Below are 16,659 nucleotides of genomic sequence, written 5' to 3'. Positions count from 1 at the left end.
GCGTTATTTCCTAGGCAGCCAGGATCTGATCGACTATTCTGGCGGCCTGGATCCGTCCAGTTCTGTCCTGGCCTGTCAGCATGCGAAGGTCTGTACTGGCCTGGGTTTTTAATAATTCAGCAAGCGCAGCGTCAAGCAGTGAGGCCGAGGGCGCCTGCCATATATCTTCGATTGCACCCATGCGCTGGTAATTATCGGCGCCAGGTGCAAAGGTGGGCGCGCTGGCTGCCAGTTCCACCAATTTTGCATGATCTATCTTGGTCACGCGCGCCATGGCCTTCAAATCCATGACCCGAACTTGCGAACTGTCCAGCGCGTAGGCGCGATCGGCCATGAGTCCGAAAGACAAGTAGCCGCCGCTGACCGCCTCGCCTGTGACCAGGCTCAGACTGACATGGCCAAGGCGTCGGGCCAGGTCGACGCAGGCAGCCAGGTGCGCCAGGCTCCCATTGAGGCAAAGCAGCTCTTGGGCACGCGATAACGCCTGACCCTGGGTGTCGACAAGAAATATCAGCGGTCGGCGCGGATGTGTCTGGATCGTAGCCAATATCTGTTGTGCCAGGTAAAGCGCGATCTCGTGGTCGATGGCGGCAGCATCGGTCGTTCCCAGCACGGCAACCTCGCCCGCGGCGGTGCTTGCGGTGCCCGCCAATTGATGCCCATTGATTCGAACTTGATGTCCGGCCGGAAACAGGGAGTCCAGAATGCTTGTCAGGGTCATGTGTAAAGTTCCTTATGCAGTCGGGTCAGGTCCGCACAGTTCATCATGGGGATGTTGGCGGGCGCCTCGATGCCCAGGGCCTGCCACACTTGCAGGCCATCGCGCATGCCTTTGAAATTCTCCAATCGAGCCAGCAGGCGCAACTGGTTCTGTTTCTGCGTCGCCAGATCAGGTGGCGTAAATGGATTATCTGCAAGCAGCTGTCTGGCAGCATCCCGGAATGCAAACGGATCGTCTTCTACCAGAGCGGCGCAATCGTTCATCAGATAACGGTGCTTGCCACCAGTCACGCGCCACACCAGCGCCCGATCACGGGAATCGAATTCCTCAACACCGGCCACGGTCTCGATGACTTCGGGCCCGGACAGGGCAAGACGGCCTTCTTCGGACATGACAATCGCAGAGCAAAGGCAGGTCACAATGCCCATGCCGCCAAACGCGCCGCAGCTGCCTCCCACCAGCGCCACTACCGGTATGCCAGCGGCTCGAGTGTCCAGTATGGCGCGCATGATTTCTGAAATGGCGATCAATCCGGCATTGGCTTCGTGTAACCGGACACCGCCCGAGTCGACCAGAAACAGGACCGCAGCGGGTTTATCGCGTATGGCGCGGCGCAGCAGACCAACAATTTTGGCTCCATGGATTTCGCCAACAGATCCACCCATGAACTGGCCCTCCTGAGAAATAATGAATACCGGTTTTTCATCCAGGGCGCCCTGGCCAATGACCACCCCATCGTCGAAGGCGCCGGGAATATCCAGTGCCGCCAGATGCGTGCTTGGTGAACTCTCTGTCGGGGGCATCAGTTCCCGGAAACTGCCTTCATCCAGTATCCAGGAAATACGCTGTCGGGCAGTGGCTTCGAAGTAACTATGGCGTAACGAGAGCGCCGATCGATTTTCTGTGGTCATCGCAAACCTCCTGCATATTGACTGATCGCCTGGTCAAGCCTGAGTGTGACCACCGCAGGTGTTGCGCCCATGTCGTTAATGGCGATGTGCGTGCCACCCACGGAATGACGAGCTATAAACTCCGCCAGAACAGCCTGCCAGATATTTCCGAATCCGCGGGCAGACGTCTTTATCTCTATTGTGCAGGACGCCGCGGTATCCGCGGGTCGAACCAGCACTTCAAGATTGCCCGAGCCAACGACGCCGCAAAGCACTGCGCCATGAGCGGGTTCGATAGTGGGTGTTGAAAAATGATATTCAAGTTTTTCCATGGAGATCACCAATTCCGGAATCGGGAAGGGGGCGTGTAAAGATCGCCAGACCACCTGACCAGATCTTTTACCGAGCGGGCTGCCAGCAGATCCCGCGTTGCCAGACGAGGGTCAATACCCAAATCTTCGGGACGGCGCACCACGCCACGATCGCGCAGATTTTCGACCATGCGCCCATCGCGTGCCATGCCCACAGGGGTAAAGCCGGCAACACCGCGAATGGCCTGGGCGCGTTCCTCGGCGCTGCGACATAGCAGCAGATTGGCGATGCCTTCTTCGGTCACAATGTGCGTGACATCATCGCCGTAAATCATGATGGGAGGCAACTCGGCATCCATGGCCGCTTTCAACTGCCAGGCATCGAGCTCCTCCACAAATACCGGGGTCATATGTTCGCGAAACGTTTCTACCGTTTGCACAACCAGCTTGCGCCCGCGTATGGCATCGGGCCCGCCTGCTTGCCTGCCTGCCTTGAGCCATGCGGCAGAGGCATGCCGCCGGCCATGCGGGTCTGAACCCATATTGGGCGCGCCGCCGAAGCCTGTAATGCGTCCGGTCGTTGCGGTTGAACTATTGCCGGCCAGATCGATTTGCAGCGTCGAGCCGATGAACATGTCGCAGGCATACAGGCCGGCAGTCTGGCTCAAAGCACGATTCGAACGCATACTGCCGTCCCGGCCGGTGAAAAATACGTCGGAGCGGGCGGCAATGTAGTTTTCCATGCCAACTTCCGAGCCAAAGCTGTGGATGGATTGCACGCAACCGGATTCAATGGCGGGAATCAGGGTGGGATGAGGGTTCAGGGCCCAGTGCGTGCAGATTTTTCCTTTCAAGCCAAGTTCGGTTGCATAAGTGGGCAGCAGCAATTCAATCGCAGCGGTATCAAAGCCAATGCCATGATTGAGCCGTTGTACACCATACTCGGCGTAAATACCTTTGATGGCCATCATGGCCATCAGGATCTGCACCTCTGTAATCTGAGCCGGGTCGCGGGTGAACAGGGGTTCAATATAGTTCGGATGCGGTGCGACCACGGTAAAGTCGACCCAGTCCGCCGGAATATCGACCCGTGGCAGTGTATCGACTCGCTCATTGACCTGAGCGATCACGATCCCGCTGCGAAACGCCGTGGCCTCCACAATGGCTGGTGTGTCTTCGGTATTCGGACCGGTATACAGGTTGCCGGCAGCGTCTGCCGCCTGCGCCGCAATCAGGCAAACATTGGGAGTCAGATCGGTGAAATAGCGACCGAACAGTTCCAGATAAGTATGAATGGCGCCGATCTCGATCTGCTTATCCTGAACCAGTCGTGCCAGGCGGCCTCCTTGAGGACCTGAAAAAGAAAAATCCAGTCGGCTGGCAATGCCGTTTTCGAAAAGATCCAAATGACTGGGCAGGGCGAGCACAGACTGAACCATATGCAGATGATGCAATTGTTGCGGATCGCAAGCGGCCAGCGAGTCGGCGAGAAAATCGGCCTGTTTCTGGTTATTGCCTTCCAGGCACACGCGATCGCCTGGTTCAATAACCGTCTGCAGCAGCTGGGTGATCTGCTCTTGCGTGATTCTAGGACGCAATCCCAGGCTGGCTGCGCGCTCCAGGCGTCGCTGTCGCCCGCGTTTTCGTGTATCCCAGACTTTGGAGGTGCCAGTGTGATTCATAGGATATTCCTGTTGCTAAATTAACCGAATAGCGCTCTTGTCGCGAGAAACAGAACAGAGGGCCCCATCAGGCAGCCCAGGCCGGTATAAAAGGTTGCCGTCAGCGCGCCATACGGCACCAGACGGGGGTCTGTCGCCGCCAAACCTGCTGCCACGCCGCTGGTGGTTCCCGCCATGCCGCCAAAGACCATTGCCGAGCGCGGGTTATCCAGGCGCATGAAGCGAGCCGTGGCAGGGGTAAAGACCATGACGAGAATGGCCTTGATCAGCCCAATGCCGATGGACAGGGCAATGACGTCTGAACTGGCGCCGATTGCCGCGCCGGTAACCGGACCCACAATGTAGGTCATGGCACCAGCACCGATTGTCGCCATGGATACCGCGTCCCGGTACCCGAATGCATAGGCAACGCTGGCCCCCACAACGAACGGGAGTACGATACCCAGCAGCAGGGAAACCATACCGATGAGCCCTGCCTTTTTGACTTCTTCTACCTGTACGTCAAATGCCGTCGCGACGATGGCAAAATCACGCAACATGGCGCCGCCCATCAGTCCTATCCCGGCAAAGAGCTTGACGTCAGCCAGCCCTTTGGAGCCACCCGTTTCCAGTCCGCCCCAGTAGGCAAGAATCAAACCGATCACAATTGCAATGGCTGAACCATGTACGCGCCCATTGGTTAGTCGTCTTGACAGATGGCCTGATATCCATATGATCAGACCGACGAAAGCGAAGGCGGCGATCAGATTGTTCTGCATAATTGCCTGTTTCAACATGTCCATTGTCATGTCTCCTTTCAGGCGCGGTCTGCAGCGAGGCTGGCTTGCCAGGTGGCGCCCGCATCTTCGGGACCGGAGCGGTTGATCGCCGCAATAGCGCATCCTGTAAGCGCAACGGTCAGGATGGCGCCCAGTATGGCGACAGGGCCGCCCTTGAGCGCGGCCACAACATTTTGCTGTGAAGCCATGGCGATGACGATAGGAATGTACATGGCCGACCAGAACCCAACGCCAGCCAGTGTTGTGGCGGGCATGAGCCCTTTCCTGTGCAGATAAGTGCGGGCTGCGATCAGCAGCATCATGGAGATGCCGACGCCGCCTACGTTGGCCTTGACCCCGATCAGCATGCCCAGCAGGTCGCCGATATAGGCTCCCAGTAAATGGCATGCAGCCAGTATGGCTGTACCGTAAATAATCATGGTTTTGTCTCCGGATGTTTTTATGATGTGTAGTTAAACGTTCCTGGTGCCGAAAATGGAATCGGTCTGCAGAGAACACTTGCGAACGCTGCCACGACTCCCTTTCGTCAGACAGACAATAGACAGGGATGGCAGGCTTTTCAATCAACCTGCATGTACAATCATTTAGCCTGATGTTAAATATTGTGCTGTCCCGGCATGCGTTTCCATAGTCAACGGCCAGGTTGTCTGGCCTGACCTATCGTTTACCCTAGCCATCATGAAATATCCAGTGAGTTAAACCCATGGCCATTGACGAATCCATTACCCTGAAAAAACTGGAAGTCTTTCTGGCTTTCATGGAGCGCAACAATCTTGCCCGGGTTGCAGAGGATCTGGGCCAGAGCGTTGTCAGCGTGCACCGCGCCCTGCATTCGCTTGAGCAGGCCATCGGCTGCCCGCTGTTCAAGCTGGAAGGAAGAAATCTGGTCCCGCAGAATACGGCGCGACGATTGGCCGAATCTGCCCGTCGGGTCGTGGCCGAGTGCGAAGAGGGCATCCATGCAGTGCGAGACATGGCGGGGATCAATGCGTCCCGGCTCAGGCTGGGCGCCATCTATTCCCTGACGCTGCATTGCATTCCGCACCTGATTGTCGGGACCAAGTTGCGCAAGGACGGGCTCAATATAGAGCTGACACTGGGTTCCAATGACGAGCTGCTGCAAAAGCTGCAAGACGGCAGACTCGATGCTATTGTCATCGGGGTGCATGACGGTATCGCCAGCAAGCGCCTGATTACCGTGCCCTTGTTTTCTGATGAAATGTTTTTGGCCGTACCGCTGGATTCGCCCTATGCGAGTCGCACCGAGGTTGATTTGCACGAACTGGCCCACGAGAATTTTGTGACCCTGGCCGACGGATTCATCACATCATTCAGTTTTAACCGAATGATGGAGAGTGCCGGTATATCACCTGTGATAGGGATGCATGTGGGCGATATTTTTTCGCTGATCAACCTGGTTAGCAATGGCATGGGAATCAGTTTGCTGCCCGGGCGAATCGCCTCCTTTACGCCGCGTATAAAATTGATTCCACTCAGGCCAGATCATACCTATTCCCAACACATTGCACTGTTGTTTCTGGATAGCCGAGAACAGGATCGCAATTTGCTGGCCCTGGCGGCAGAGGGTCGCACCTACAGTCGCCGGCTGTTGCAAGGTGGAGATTTCCCAATGTTGGGAGAGGCCGAATGAACTGGCAGACCAGTCCATATGGCGATCTCAGGTCAGGCGGCGAGAGGGTGGCCGTACATTCTGGCGACAAGGCACCCGTTGTGCCTGATCAATAAGTGACCAGGCGCTGTATGCTATCACCGTCTCCGAAGAGCATCATGCTCCGTTGATCTTTTGTTTGTGCAGGCCAGCCTGGTTCTCCAGTCTTGGCAAATCTCACCCAGGCTTGATGCATGCTTGAGACCAGTGCGCTTGAAACAGGTTTGTCAACGTCGATAAAATGACGTGCTGTGTCGTTATGCAGGTTGTTAAACATAAATGGAAGCTCAACGCCGTGGGCAGCACCAAGCTGACCTTCGTATAAGTTTGATTGCCAGCAAAATTCGTAGGAGTAGGCTTTTGAGCCACGATCTGCCGCATGCTCGGCAATGCGCCGTGCTGGTTCGCGGTAATAGTAATCAGATTGAATAGCGCAAAGGATTTCGCCGTTGCTTTGTCTATCGGCGGAAAGTTGTTGTCGATAGCGCTGTGCCGTGTTCGGTGGCAGCTTTGCATCCGTGATGAATCTGTTCACATCATCGGCAGATATTTTAGAAATGCTGCCGTCAGGAACCAGATAAAGACGGGCTTCCTCCTTGGTTGCGCCCGCCAGTATCGCTCTTGGCATTATCTTGTTCTGCCTGATCGCTTGCAATGGTGAACTGGCAACAATTTCGCCATCTATTACTGGGCGCAGTGCGAAACGGTGATGTTCACCCAGGCCGTATTGTCGGCGCAGTGCGCCATTTAGCGAGAGTTTGGCCAGCGCTGTGGCCGCCTTTGCCGGACTGATGGATGTAAGTGCCTCAAGCGTGGCTGGGCAGTTGGCCAAGTCGGCGATCGCATTTGCCGCCGTTTGCGCTTCGGCCGTCGTCTGCACCAGTGTACTGGGGCTTTGCAAAATGGCCTGTTGAAATAAACCGTTGGCTTGTTGCATGCCCATCAGGCACGCGATTGCCCCGGACCCGGCCGATTGCCCGACAACGGTTACCCGAGCCGGATCTCCGCCGAAGTTGCCAATATGTTGCTGTACCCAATTGAGCGCCAATAACAGATCCTGCAGCCCGCGGTTAGCGGCCATGCCTGGCAATTGCAGAAATCCTTCCACGCCCACGCGATAGTTCACAGTGACAAAAATAATGTCTTTACGCGCAAAGTGAGAGCCATCGTACAGCGGATCGTTGGCATCGCAACGCATAAAACCGCCGCCGGGTATCCATACCATTACAGGCAGTCCACCCGTTTTCAAGGACGATTCCGAGGTCCAGATATTCAGATTCAGGCAATCAATGTTGCCATATATGTTCTCCGGATTCGGACTGCGCGCCGGCTGAACCGGTGGCGCCGCGAACGTGCGTGCGTCCATGAGCGAAGAGGTTTCTGCCAAAGGCTGGGGCGGGGAAAAGCGTGTGGTGGCGGTGCATGCACGGGCATAACGCACGCCGCGAAAAATGCATAATCCATCACGGACAACACCACGTACGGTGCCAACTTTTGTACCTATGTCCTGGCTCGCTAAATGAGTGTGTTCGGTCATATTTAGTCTACGGTCAGATTCAGGCTTTTAATCAAGGGACGCCAGACATCGGAATCGGCTTTGGCGCGGCTGATCACGTCGGTCGCTGAAGTGGCGATCGCCTTGGCGTTCATTTGCGCAAAGCGCTTTATATAGGCCGGGTCCTGACTGCATTGGCTGGCGGCTTTATTTAGTGTTTGGACGACAGGTGCCGGCGTGTCTTTGACGGCAACCAGCCCAATCCATGCCCCACGAGCCAGTTCCTGGTCGCCCAATAATTCGGCAATGGTAGGCACTTCAGGGAATGCAGGCGAGCGTGCGTCATCAAAGACGGCCAACGGCACCAGCCTGCCCGCCTTGACCTGAGGCAGTGCTGTGCCCGAAACCAAGGTCATGATATCAATCTGATTGCCGATGAGGGCGGTTGCCCCTGCAGACTCGCCCGTAAACGGCACATGTGTGCCGGGCACTTTTAATCGTTCCAAGAGCGCGGTGGTGAGCAAATGGGCTGGGCTACCCTTGCCTGGCGAGCCGAAATTGGCGCCGCCATCCTTGCCTGAGAATTTCTTGGCCAAATCCCCAAGCACCTTCACACCCGAATTCAGAGATGCCGTTAGCACCAGCGGTGATGTACCGAAAACAGTCACACCCGTAAAGTCGGTTTGCGGATCATAGGGCATCTTTTTGTAGACATAAGGGGTAATGGTCATTTGCGACATACCGATTGTCATCAGCGTGTATCCATTGGCTGGCTGTCCTTTCAGATAATTGATGGCCAGAATGCCGTTTGCACCTGCTTTGTTTTGCACAACGACAGGCTGCTTAAGCTGTTTTGCCAGGCAATCGGCCAGAACACGCGTCATCGCGTCTGAGCCGCTGCCCGGAGGCTGCTGCGCCACTATTGTTATCGGCGACTCGGGATAGGCGGCAAAGGCCGAGCCGGAAAAACCGATGGTGAGGGCAGTAAGTATGGAATTCAAAAACGACGCGGTCTGTTTGTACTGCATGAATGTCTCCTGACGAATATTGCTTTTCTAGGGTTTTGTGGGGTCTGCCAATTTGTGGTTGTAAGGTTATGGTGAGTTTTGGCTGTAACATCGCTGCGCGATCAGGTCTGCCAGGCAATCGAGTTGTTCCTGGGTTCCCTCATGTGCAGCAGCGAACATTTCCAATAATCCCAGCCCGCGCAACGTGGAGAACACCAGGTTGATGAAAGCGGTCAGTGCGGGATCGTTGGCCAGTTCAGGAAATATTGTCGGGAAAGTGGCGTGCAGGCGCATTTGCAGGACTTTGCGTTGCTCCGATATATGGGCCAGCAGTACAGGCTGGTTACGGCAACTAAGATACGTTGCCCAGGCCGAGATAAAACGTGGCTGTTTATAAAACAGTGTCCACAGATTGGAAACGAGGGTTTGTGCACGCGTGTCGATCGGCATGTCAACAGGGGGCCAGAACTTTCCGGCCTCAATGTTCTCGTCAACCAAGGTGGTAAGCACATGCATCATGAGCGTAGCCTTGGATTGGAAATGATGTTGGATCGCGCCCGGCGTGACGCCTGCCTCACGGGCAATTTCCTGCATGGATGCGGCCTCTGGCCCCTTTTCAGAAATAATGCGGATCGCCGCCAGGATCACATCCTGCTGCGTCGCTTTACTACGGTCCGCCTGGCGGCGACGTGTGGAGGTAGAAGGAGACATACATCGCTTGTCATTTACATTATGACTGTATTGTAAATGCGCTTAGGATATCCGCAATGCGGGTTTTCCAGAGCTGTACGTTGGAAAAGTGAAGCGTCGGGCATGGATTGGACTGCCGTCAAAAGTCAAGGTGGGCACGCCCCCTGGGAGGCGTTCTTTGCTAAATGTGAACGCGAAGGCACTTCAGGACCAGGCGCATCTACGTTGCTTACGTTGAACAATTTAGGTCGCTTCCAGGCGCGTTTTCTCATGTGCATGTCAACCAATGCACAGGCGTGCCTTGTTTTGGTGCGACAACCCTATTGTGTAAGCCGCGACAAGCGCGCCGCACAGCGCAGACTGTGTGGCTTTGGTGTTGGCACGTCTTTTGCTTGAGAGCTTGGGTCACTTTCAAGGAAACGTCATGATCCCCTCTTTTCCCAAGAACACCTTATCCACGGCCATGACACTGGCTGTATTTTTTAGTGCCTGCGCCATGCCTCTGGCTGCCAATGCAGAATCGGTGCTGACCATTGCCATGACCGCAGCGGATATCCCGCGGACTTCGGGTCAGCCTGATCAGGGATTCGAGGGCAATCGGTTTACCGGCATACCCATGTACGATGCACTCGTCGGCTGGGATCTGTCATCCGATAAAGGCGCGACACCGCTGACCCCTGGGCTGGCCACAAGCTGGACCGTGGACGAGGCGGACAGGACCAAATGGATTTTCAAGCTGCGTCCTGATGTCAGCTTCCATGATGGATCACCGTTTAATGCCGAGGCAGTGGTCTGGAACGTCGCCAAAGTACTGGACAAGTCAGCTCCCCAATATGATCCGGCACAAGTCGGCGCTACGGTATCAAGAATGCCTACGCTCAAGGCAGCCAAGGCAATTGATGCTATGACGGTTGAAATAACAACGACAGAACCCGATGCGTTCCTGCCATATAATCTGACAAACCTGTTCATGGCTTCGCCTGTGCAATGGCAAAAGAAATTCGATGCAGTGCCGGCTTCGGTCAAGGAGCCGCTGGAGCGATCAAAGCAGGCCTGGAACGCATTCGCAAGTGAAGCGTCGGGTACCGGCCCGTTCAAGCTTTCCCGGCTGGTGCCGCGATCCAGACTTGAAATAATCAAAAATGATCGTTACTGGAATCCTGCGCGCATACCCAAGCTGGATAAGGTTGTGCTAATTCCCATGCCGGAAGCCAGCGCCAGGACCGCAGCACTTATGTCGGGACAGGTGGACTGGATTGAGGCGCCAGCCCCCGATGCGATCGAGCCTATCAAGGCACGTGGCAATACTATCTATACAAATGTACAGCCGCATATTTGGCCGTGGCAGTTTTCCCTGGCCGAGGGCTCGCCCTGGGCCGATAAAAGGGTGCGGCAGGCAGCCAATCTTTGCGTGGATCGCGAGGGCATGAAAGGCATGCTGGCCGGCCTGATGGCACCGGCGCAGGGCGTTGTTGCCAAATCCAGCCCCTGGTGGGGCACGCCGACATTCGATATCAAATATGATCCGAACGCTTCGCGCCAGCTGATGCAAGAGGCGGGTTTCTCCGAGAGCAAGCCGGTCAAGGTCAAAGTGCAGATCTCAGCGTCGGGCTCGGGCCAGATGCAGCCTCTGCCGATGAATGAGTACATACAGCAGAATTTGAAAGAGTGCTTTTTCGATGTTCAGTTCGATGTTGTCGAATGGAATACCCTGTTCAACAGCTGGCGCCTGGGCGCCAAGGACGCCAGCGCACATGGGGCACAGGCGACCAATGTCAGTGCGGCAACCATGGATCCGTTCTTTGCCATGGTGCGTTTTGTCAGCAGCAAAGCGTTGCCGCCCGTATCGAATAACTGGGGCTATGTGATTGACGACACGTTCGACGACTATATCCGCCAGGCTCGCACCAGTTTTGATCCGGCTCAGCGGGATGCGGCACTGGCCAAGCTGCATACCCGAATGGTAGACGAAGCTGTGTTTCTTTACGTGGCGCATGATGTCGGGCCCAGAGCGATTTCCAACAAGGTAAAGGGCGTAGTTCAGCCACAAAGCTGGTTCATTGATATTGCGACCATGTCCAAGGAGTGATTTGACTGACCACGACAGTGGTCGGCACCACCCATATTTCCTCTTTTTGAAGCCTGATTATCATGATGTATTTTCTAAGACGGCTCGTGTATTCGTTGCCCGTATTGCTGGGAGTCGCATTTCTGTGCTTCTCCCTGATCCATATCGCTCCCGGCGATCCACTGATTTCGGTCATGCCCCCCGACGCCTCTGAAGCCTTGCGCCGCCAGATGATGGGCATCTACGGGTTTGATCAGCCATTCCTGATTCAGTTCTGGAACTGGTTGTGGCGGGCATTGCATGGGGACCTGGGCATGTCCATTGCGACCAGTCGCCCCGTGGCCGCAGAGGTTATCGCGGCAGTGGGCAATTCGCTGCGGCTGGCCGTGATTGCCGTGCTGATCGGTTTTTCGCTGGGCGTCGTATTCGGCATGATTTCCGGTTACGCCAGAAATTCCATTTGGGATCGGCTGGCATCATTGAGCTCTATATTTGGCGTCAGTATTCCGCATTATTGGCTGGGCATGGTGCTGGTCATTGTGTTTTCTGTGTACCTGAACTGGTTTCCTGCAACGGGTTCCGCTGCGGGCGACGGCACCGGATGGCGCTGGGACTGGGATCACGTGCAATATATGATCCTGCCTGCAATCACGATGTCAGTGATTCCCATGGGGATTGTGGCCCGCACCATTCGTGCCCTTGTCAGCGATGTTCTGTCGCGTGAATTCATGGTCGGATTGCAAGCCCGTGGCCTGGGCAGAGGCCGGATGTTCATGCATCTGGTCAAGAACGTGGCGCCAACGGCCCTTTCCGTGATGGGACTGCAACTGGGCTATCTGCTGGGCGGCTCTATCCTGATCGAAACCGTTTTCTCATGGCCTGGAGCCGGTTTTCTGCTCAATTCAGCTGTGTTCCAGCGAGACTTTCCGCTGCTGCAAGGCACGATCCTGGTCATGGCGATTTTTTTCGTGCTGCTCAACCTGCTGGTCGATACCGTTCAGACCTGGCTTGATCCCCGTATTCAAAGGTAACACAATGACCGATTATTCCCTTAACCGGAACGCAGAGTTGCTGCTCGTGCAGGCGCACCGCTCGGCGGGATACTGGAGCGGCGTCATGCTCAATCTGCGCCGCAACAAGGTTGCGATGTTTGCTGCCTGTCTGTTGCTGCTCCTGCTGTTGATGGCGATCCTGGCCCCGTGGATCATGCCGGCAGATCCTTATAAATCTTCGATTATTCACCGGCTCAAGCCGATCGGCACAGAAAACTATCTGCTGGGCACCGATGAACTGGGGCGCGATATGCTGTCCCGTTTGATCCTGGGTGCCCGCCTGTCGCTGTTTATGGGCATTACGCCCGTAATAATTGCGTTTGCAATCGGAGGAACCATAGGCGTTATTGCCGGTTATGCCGGCGGGCGTATCAACGCGGTAATCATGCGCCTGACCGATGTGCTGTACGCCTTTCCTTCTGTGTTGCTGGCGATCGCTCTCTCGGGTACGCTGGGCGCCGGCACTGGCAACGCACTGTTGTCGCTGACCGTGGTGTTCATCCCGCAAATCATTCGCGTGGCCGAAAGCGTGACCACCCAAATGCGCACTCAGGAGTTTGTTGATGCTGCCAGAACATCGGGAGCCTCGCCAGTCAGGATCGTGTTCAGTCAGGTCCTCAATAATGTGCTGGGCCCTATTTTCGTTTTTTCCACCAGTTTGATTTCCGTTTCCATGATCCTGGCATCGGGGCTTTCCTTTCTGGGCCTGGGCGTCAAGCCGCCAGAGCCCGAATGGGGGCTTATGCTCAACACCCTGCGCACAGCCATTTACACCCAGCCGGTGATCGCGGCATTGCCGGGTCTGATGATTTTCATCACATCGATTTCCTTCAACGTCTTTTCAGACGGGCTGCGCCAGGCGATGGATATCAAGGAGTAATATTGTGACAACGACATTGACCCAGCATCAGGATATTGGTGGACCGGCCCAGCCCTTGCTTATTGTGAAGAACCTGCTGAAGCACTTTCCTTTGAAAGCCTCGCTTTTTCGTCGTGGCGCCGCAGCAGTACAGGCTGTAGATGACATTAGTTTCGATGTCATGAAAAACGAGACATTGGGTATTGTCGGGGAGTCCGGCTGCGGCAAATCGACAACGGCCAGGCTGCTGCTGCAACTGTTGCAGCAGGATCGCGGTGAACTGATCTTCGACGGACAGACTGTCGGCAGCACGCAGCTGCCGATGAAATCATTCCGGCGTCAGGTGCAGATGGTTTTCCAGGATAGTTATTCATCGCTGAATCCGCGCATGACTATTCTGGATACCATCGCGTTTGCCCCGATCGTCCACGGCATGCCCCCTCGGCAGGCGGAGCGCGAGGCGCTGGAACTACTGGAAAATGTGGGCCTGGACCCGCAACGCTATGCCGGACGATATCCTCATGAATTGTCCGGTGGGCAACGGCAGCGGGTTAATATCGCGCGGGCAATTGCCCTGAAACCGCGCTTGATTATTCTTGATGAGGCCGTATCTGCGCTGGATAAATCCGTAGAAGCCCAGGTACTGAATCTGCTATCGGACCTGAAGAAAAAATACAACCTCACATTTGTCTTCATTAGCCACGATCTGAGTGTGATCGAGTACCTGTGTGATCGGGTTCTGGTCATGTATCTGGGCAAGGTGGTAGAGCTGGGTGCGACCCGGCAGGTGCTCAATACGCCCGCTCATCCTTATACACAGGCATTGCTGGCGTCGGTGCCCACGACTGATCCTGATCGGCGCACTGAAAAGGCGCCACTGGCCGGGGATCCGCCCAACCCCATAGAACCGCCTTCCGGTTGCCGCTTTCACCCGAGGTGCAGCCAGATGATCACGCAGTGTAAATCCAATATGCCGCTGTTACTGGCGCATCTGCCTGGGCATCAGGTGGCGTGCATTCGCGTAAATGACCGCATTGGGCAAAGCGTGGGTACGGCGCAGCAAGAGTCTGCAGATATGTCGGTCTTAAAAGGAACACCATGAATACACAAGCGATGACGCCCATGGACGGGACAACCAGCCGGCATCCGGCCACAGGCGAGCAAGCCGGTAACGCCATTTCAGTGACTGACCTGACGGTTGCCTTCGAACGCGCGGGCAAGACGATACGGGCGGTCAACGGTGTCTCTTTTCACGTGGCCAAAGGTGAGACCCTGGTGCTTATCGGCGAATCCGGATCGGGTAAAAGTGTGACGTTGCGCGCATTGATGCGCCTGCATCCGGAACGACAAACCCGGCAAAGCGGCTCGATCCAGGTCAACCGGCAAGAGGTGCTGCAGATGGACCGGCGGCAATTGCGCGCACTGCGAGGCAAGAAAATCGCAATGGTGTTTCAGGAGCCATTGTTAGCCCTGGACCCTGTCTATACAGTTGGACAGCAAATGATCGAGTGCATTCGTACCCATCACCAGATCAGTGCCCAGGATGCGCGTGCCCGCGCGATTGCGGCGCTGGAAGCGGTACGCATTCCGAGTCCGGAAAAGCGCCTGGCGGCATATCCTCATGAGATGTCAGGTGGCATGCGTCAGCGGGCCATGATCGCGCTGGCCCTGTCCGCGCAGCCTGAAGTGTTGTTGGCTGATGAACCGACAACAGCCCTGGATGCGACGGTGCAGATACAGGTGTTGATTTTGATGCGCGAATTACAAAAGCAATTAGGGCTGGCCATTGTTTTTGTCACTCACGATATTGGTGCAGCAACGGAAATGGCGGACCGGGTCGCTGTCATGTACGGCGGGCGTATCGTCGAAGAGGGCAGCATTCGGGAAATTTTGCAAGATGCCCGCCACCCTTATACGCTGGCGTTGCTCAAGAGCCGTCGCCATGGCATGGAGCGAGGCAAGCCGCTGGATGTGATACGCGGGTCGCCACCGGATCTGGCCAACTTGCCGCCCGGCTGCCCATTTGCCGCGCGTTGCGAGCATGTGTTGGAGCGTTGCGCAACAAGTGTGCCGCAGACGACCAAGATAAGTCAAAGTCATCAGGTACAGTGCCATTTGGCGGCTGCCTGACAGCGATCTCGTATCAACGATTTTTTAAACAGGTAACAAATGATGGATATGAATGAACACAGTAATATCGGGCGCATCAATGGCGCGCGACTTTGGGGCTCGCTGATGACGCTGGCTCGCATCGGCGGCACGGAAAAAGGCGGCGTAAATCGTCTGGCGTTGACCGAGCTGGACAAGGAAGGTCGTCATCTGTTCGTTCAGTGGGCAAAGGAAATCGGCTGCACCATCCGTGTGGATGAACTGGGCAATATTTTTGCCCGCCGCGAGGGAGCGGATCCGCAATTGCCGCCAGTCATGACCGGTAGCCATATCGACACGCAGCCGACCGGTGGCAAGTTTGATGGCAATTATGGCGTATTGGCCGGGCTTGAGGTACTGCGCACGCTGAATGATCTGCAGATCCGCACGCGAGCGCCGCTTGAGGTCGCCGTGTGGACCAACGAAGAGGGTTCGCGCTTTGTGCCTGTCATGATGGGATCGGGTGTCTATGTCGGGGCATTTTCTGCTCAGACTGCATTGCAAAGTACCGATACCACGGGTATCAGTGTTGCCGCCGCGCTCGCGGACATTGGCTACGATGGCGCTGTGCCGTGCAGGGCGACACCCGTGAAAAGTTATTTTGAAGCTCACATTGAGCAGGGACCGGTGCTGGAGCAGCGCTCGCATACCATTGGCGTAGTGACGGGCGCGCTGGGTCAGCGCTGGTACGACGTCCTCGTGCAGGGAGTAGAGTCGCACGCCGGTACGACACCCATGGAACTGCGCAGGGATGCATTATTGCCCGCAATGCGCATCATGAACGAAGTCAATGAGATTGGCCGCCGCTACGGGGAAGATGGGCGTGGTACGGTTGGCTGGGTTGATGTGTATCCCAATTCGCGCAATGTCATTCCGGGACGGGTGCGGTTCTCTGTGGACCTGCGCGCGTTGACTGACGATGACCTGTCTGCGATGTCTGCCGATTTCCAGCGCTATTGCGATGCCATTGCCGATAAGTATCAGGTACAGATTCAAGCCGAGGAAGTGGTTTATTTTCCTCCCCAGGCGTTTGCCGCGGCGCAAGTGGCTGCTGTGGAAAAAAATGCCACCCGATTGGGCTATCGGCATTCCAGGCTGGTTAGCGGCGCAGGCCATGATGCTGTATACCTGGCGCGAATATGCCCGGCAGCGATGATTTTTATCCCCTGCAAGGATGGCATCAGTCACAATGAAATCGAAGATGCCTTGCCGGAGCACGTGGAAGCCGGATGCAACGTCTTGCTCCATTGCATGCTTGGCGAAGCCGGTGTTGTGTAAAGGATATGTC

At 55.9% G+C, this 16,659-nt stretch carries 16 protein-coding genes; 7 read left to right on the top strand and 9 right to left on the bottom strand.

The annotated features are described in order from the left end of the window. Positions 1 to 10 precede the first annotated feature (10 nt). From INT32_RS19510 to madL, 6 genes are read right to left on the bottom strand one after another with little or no spacing between them, the layout of a single operon-like run. A complete protein-coding gene (locus tag INT32_RS19510) occupies positions 11 to 721 on the bottom strand; it encodes a biotin-independent malonate decarboxylase subunit gamma (protein WP_193090378.1) in 711 nt (236 codons plus the stop codon). Beyond that, positions 718 to 1,632, bottom strand: a complete 915-nt coding sequence (locus INT32_RS19505; RefSeq protein WP_193090377.1) for a biotin-independent malonate decarboxylase subunit beta — start codon at positions 1,630 to 1,632, stop codon at positions 718 to 720. The genes INT32_RS19510 and INT32_RS19505 overlap by 4 nt, the downstream gene beginning before the upstream one ends. After that, a complete protein-coding gene (gene mdcC / locus INT32_RS19500) occupies positions 1,629 to 1,943 on the bottom strand; it encodes a malonate decarboxylase acyl carrier protein (protein WP_193090376.1) in 315 nt (104 codons plus the stop codon). Before mdcC ends, INT32_RS19505 begins: the two co-directional genes overlap by 4 nt. Before the next feature lie 5 nt (positions 1,944 to 1,948). Further along, positions 1,949 to 3,604 (bottom strand): malonate decarboxylase subunit alpha, encoded by a 1,656-nt coding sequence (gene mdcA / locus INT32_RS19495; RefSeq protein WP_193090375.1) that lies wholly within the window; start codon positions 3,602 to 3,604, stop codon positions 1,949 to 1,951. A gap of 20 nt (positions 3,605 to 3,624) precedes the next feature. Beyond that, positions 3,625 to 4,386 (bottom strand): malonate transporter subunit MadM, encoded by a 762-nt coding sequence (madM, locus tag INT32_RS19490; protein ID WP_193090374.1) that lies wholly within the window; start codon positions 4,384 to 4,386, stop codon positions 3,625 to 3,627. A gap of 14 nt (positions 4,387 to 4,400) precedes the next feature. Beyond that, on the bottom strand, positions 4,401 to 4,802 hold the full coding sequence (gene madL, locus INT32_RS19485; protein WP_193090373.1) for a malonate transporter subunit MadL: 402 nt from the start codon (positions 4,800 to 4,802) through the stop codon (positions 4,401 to 4,403). Positions 4,803 to 5,086: 284 nt separating this feature from the next. Here madL and INT32_RS19480 point away from each other — a divergent pair, with 284 nt between their 5' ends. Continuing rightward, positions 5,087 to 6,034 (top strand): LysR family transcriptional regulator, encoded by a 948-nt coding sequence (locus tag INT32_RS19480; protein WP_193090372.1) that lies wholly within the window; start codon positions 5,087 to 5,089, stop codon positions 6,032 to 6,034. Positions 6,035 to 6,122: 88 nt separating this feature from the next. Here the strand turns inward: INT32_RS19480 and INT32_RS19475 are convergent, their stop codons facing one another. From INT32_RS19475 to INT32_RS19465, 3 genes are all read right to left on the bottom strand, one after another. Continuing rightward, positions 6,123 to 7,589 (bottom strand): carboxylesterase/lipase family protein, encoded by a 1,467-nt coding sequence (locus INT32_RS19475; protein WP_193090371.1) that lies wholly within the window; start codon positions 7,587 to 7,589, stop codon positions 6,123 to 6,125. A 2-nt stretch (positions 7,590 to 7,591) separates the two neighbouring features. Then, positions 7,592 to 8,575, bottom strand: coding sequence for a tripartite tricarboxylate transporter substrate binding protein (locus INT32_RS19470; protein WP_193090370.1), 984 nt, complete (start codon positions 8,573 to 8,575; stop codon positions 7,592 to 7,594). A gap of 66 nt (positions 8,576 to 8,641) precedes the next feature. Next, positions 8,642 to 9,265: a TetR/AcrR family transcriptional regulator gene (locus INT32_RS19465; RefSeq protein WP_193090369.1), complete on the bottom strand. Its 624-nt coding sequence runs from the start codon at positions 9,263 to 9,265 to the stop codon at positions 8,642 to 8,644. A 442-nt stretch (positions 9,266 to 9,707) separates the two neighbouring features. On the opposite strand from INT32_RS19465, the gene INT32_RS19460 reads away from it, so the two are divergent. The 6 genes from INT32_RS19460 to INT32_RS19435 all read left to right on the top strand — a co-directional run bounded on the left by INT32_RS19460 (position 9,708) and on the right by INT32_RS19435 (position 16,649). Further along, complete coding sequence (locus tag INT32_RS19460) at positions 9,708 to 11,333, top strand: ABC transporter substrate-binding protein (RefSeq protein ID WP_226817301.1); 1,626 nt, start codon at positions 9,708 to 9,710, stop codon at positions 11,331 to 11,333. 62 nt (positions 11,334 to 11,395) lie between these two features. Then, positions 11,396 to 12,343 (top strand): ABC transporter permease, encoded by a 948-nt coding sequence (locus tag INT32_RS19455; RefSeq protein WP_193090367.1) that lies wholly within the window; start codon positions 11,396 to 11,398, stop codon positions 12,341 to 12,343. A gap of 4 nt (positions 12,344 to 12,347) precedes the next feature. Then, positions 12,348 to 13,244: an ABC transporter permease gene (locus INT32_RS19450; RefSeq protein ID WP_193090366.1), complete on the top strand. Its 897-nt coding sequence runs from the start codon at positions 12,348 to 12,350 to the stop codon at positions 13,242 to 13,244. 1 nt (position 13,245) lies between these two features. After that, positions 13,246 to 14,325, top strand: coding sequence for an ABC transporter ATP-binding protein (locus INT32_RS19445; RefSeq protein ID WP_193090404.1), 1,080 nt, complete (start codon positions 13,246 to 13,248; stop codon positions 14,323 to 14,325). Positions 14,326 to 14,345: 20 nt separating this feature from the next. After that, positions 14,346 to 15,353 (top strand): ABC transporter ATP-binding protein, encoded by a 1,008-nt coding sequence (locus INT32_RS19440; protein WP_193090403.1) that lies wholly within the window; start codon positions 14,346 to 14,348, stop codon positions 15,351 to 15,353. A 42-nt stretch (positions 15,354 to 15,395) separates the two neighbouring features. Then, the gene (locus tag INT32_RS19435) at positions 15,396 to 16,649 is read left to right on the top strand and encodes a Zn-dependent hydrolase (RefSeq protein WP_193090402.1); all 1,254 of its coding nucleotides are present in this window, start codon (positions 15,396 to 15,398) and stop codon (positions 16,647 to 16,649) included. Positions 16,650 to 16,659: the final 10 nt, after the last annotated feature.

Origin of the sequence: Advenella sp. FME57 (assembly GCF_014897675.1) — a bacterium.
GTDB lineage: Bacteria > Pseudomonadota > Gammaproteobacteria > Burkholderiales > Burkholderiaceae_B > Advenella.
The sequence above is the reverse complement of the archived record's forward strand: the minus strand, read 5'-3'. Positions and strand labels throughout refer to the sequence as shown.

Coding starts and splice junctions, on each gene's coding strand:
- INT32_RS19510 (WP_193090378.1), bottom strand. CDS start 721: ATGACCCTGACAAGCATTCTGGACTCCCTGTTTCCGGCCGGACATCAA.
- INT32_RS19505 (WP_193090377.1), bottom strand. CDS start 1,632: ATGACCACAGAAAATCGATCGGCGCTCTCGTTACGCCATAGTTACTTC.
- mdcC (WP_193090376.1), bottom strand. CDS start 1,943: ATGGAAAAACTTGAATATCATTTTTCAACACCCACTATCGAACCCGCT.
- mdcA (WP_193090375.1), bottom strand. CDS start 3,604: ATGAATCACACTGGCACCTCCAAAGTCTGGGATACACGAAAACGCGGG.
- madM (WP_193090374.1), bottom strand. CDS start 4,386: ATGGACATGTTGAAACAGGCAATTATGCAGAACAATCTGATCGCCGCC.
- madL (WP_193090373.1), bottom strand. CDS start 4,802: ATGATTATTTACGGTACAGCCATACTGGCTGCATGCCATTTACTGGGA.
- INT32_RS19480 (WP_193090372.1), top strand. CDS start 5,087: ATGGCCATTGACGAATCCATTACCCTGAAAAAACTGGAAGTCTTTCTG.
- INT32_RS19475 (WP_193090371.1), bottom strand. CDS start 7,589: ATGACCGAACACACTCATTTAGCGAGCCAGGACATAGGTACAAAAGTT.
- INT32_RS19470 (WP_193090370.1), bottom strand. CDS start 8,575: ATGCAGTACAAACAGACCGCGTCGTTTTTGAATTCCATACTTACTGCC.
- INT32_RS19465 (WP_193090369.1), bottom strand. CDS start 9,265: ATGTCTCCTTCTACCTCCACACGTCGCCGCCAGGCGGACCGTAGTAAA.
- INT32_RS19460 (WP_226817301.1), top strand. CDS start 9,708: ATGACACTGGCTGTATTTTTTAGTGCCTGCGCCATGCCTCTGGCTGCC.
- INT32_RS19455 (WP_193090367.1), top strand. CDS start 11,396: ATGATGTATTTTCTAAGACGGCTCGTGTATTCGTTGCCCGTATTGCTG.
- INT32_RS19450 (WP_193090366.1), top strand. CDS start 12,348: ATGACCGATTATTCCCTTAACCGGAACGCAGAGTTGCTGCTCGTGCAG.
- INT32_RS19440 (WP_193090403.1), top strand. CDS start 14,346: ATGGACGGGACAACCAGCCGGCATCCGGCCACAGGCGAGCAAGCCGGT.
- INT32_RS19435 (WP_193090402.1), top strand. CDS start 15,396: ATGGATATGAATGAACACAGTAATATCGGGCGCATCAATGGCGCGCGA.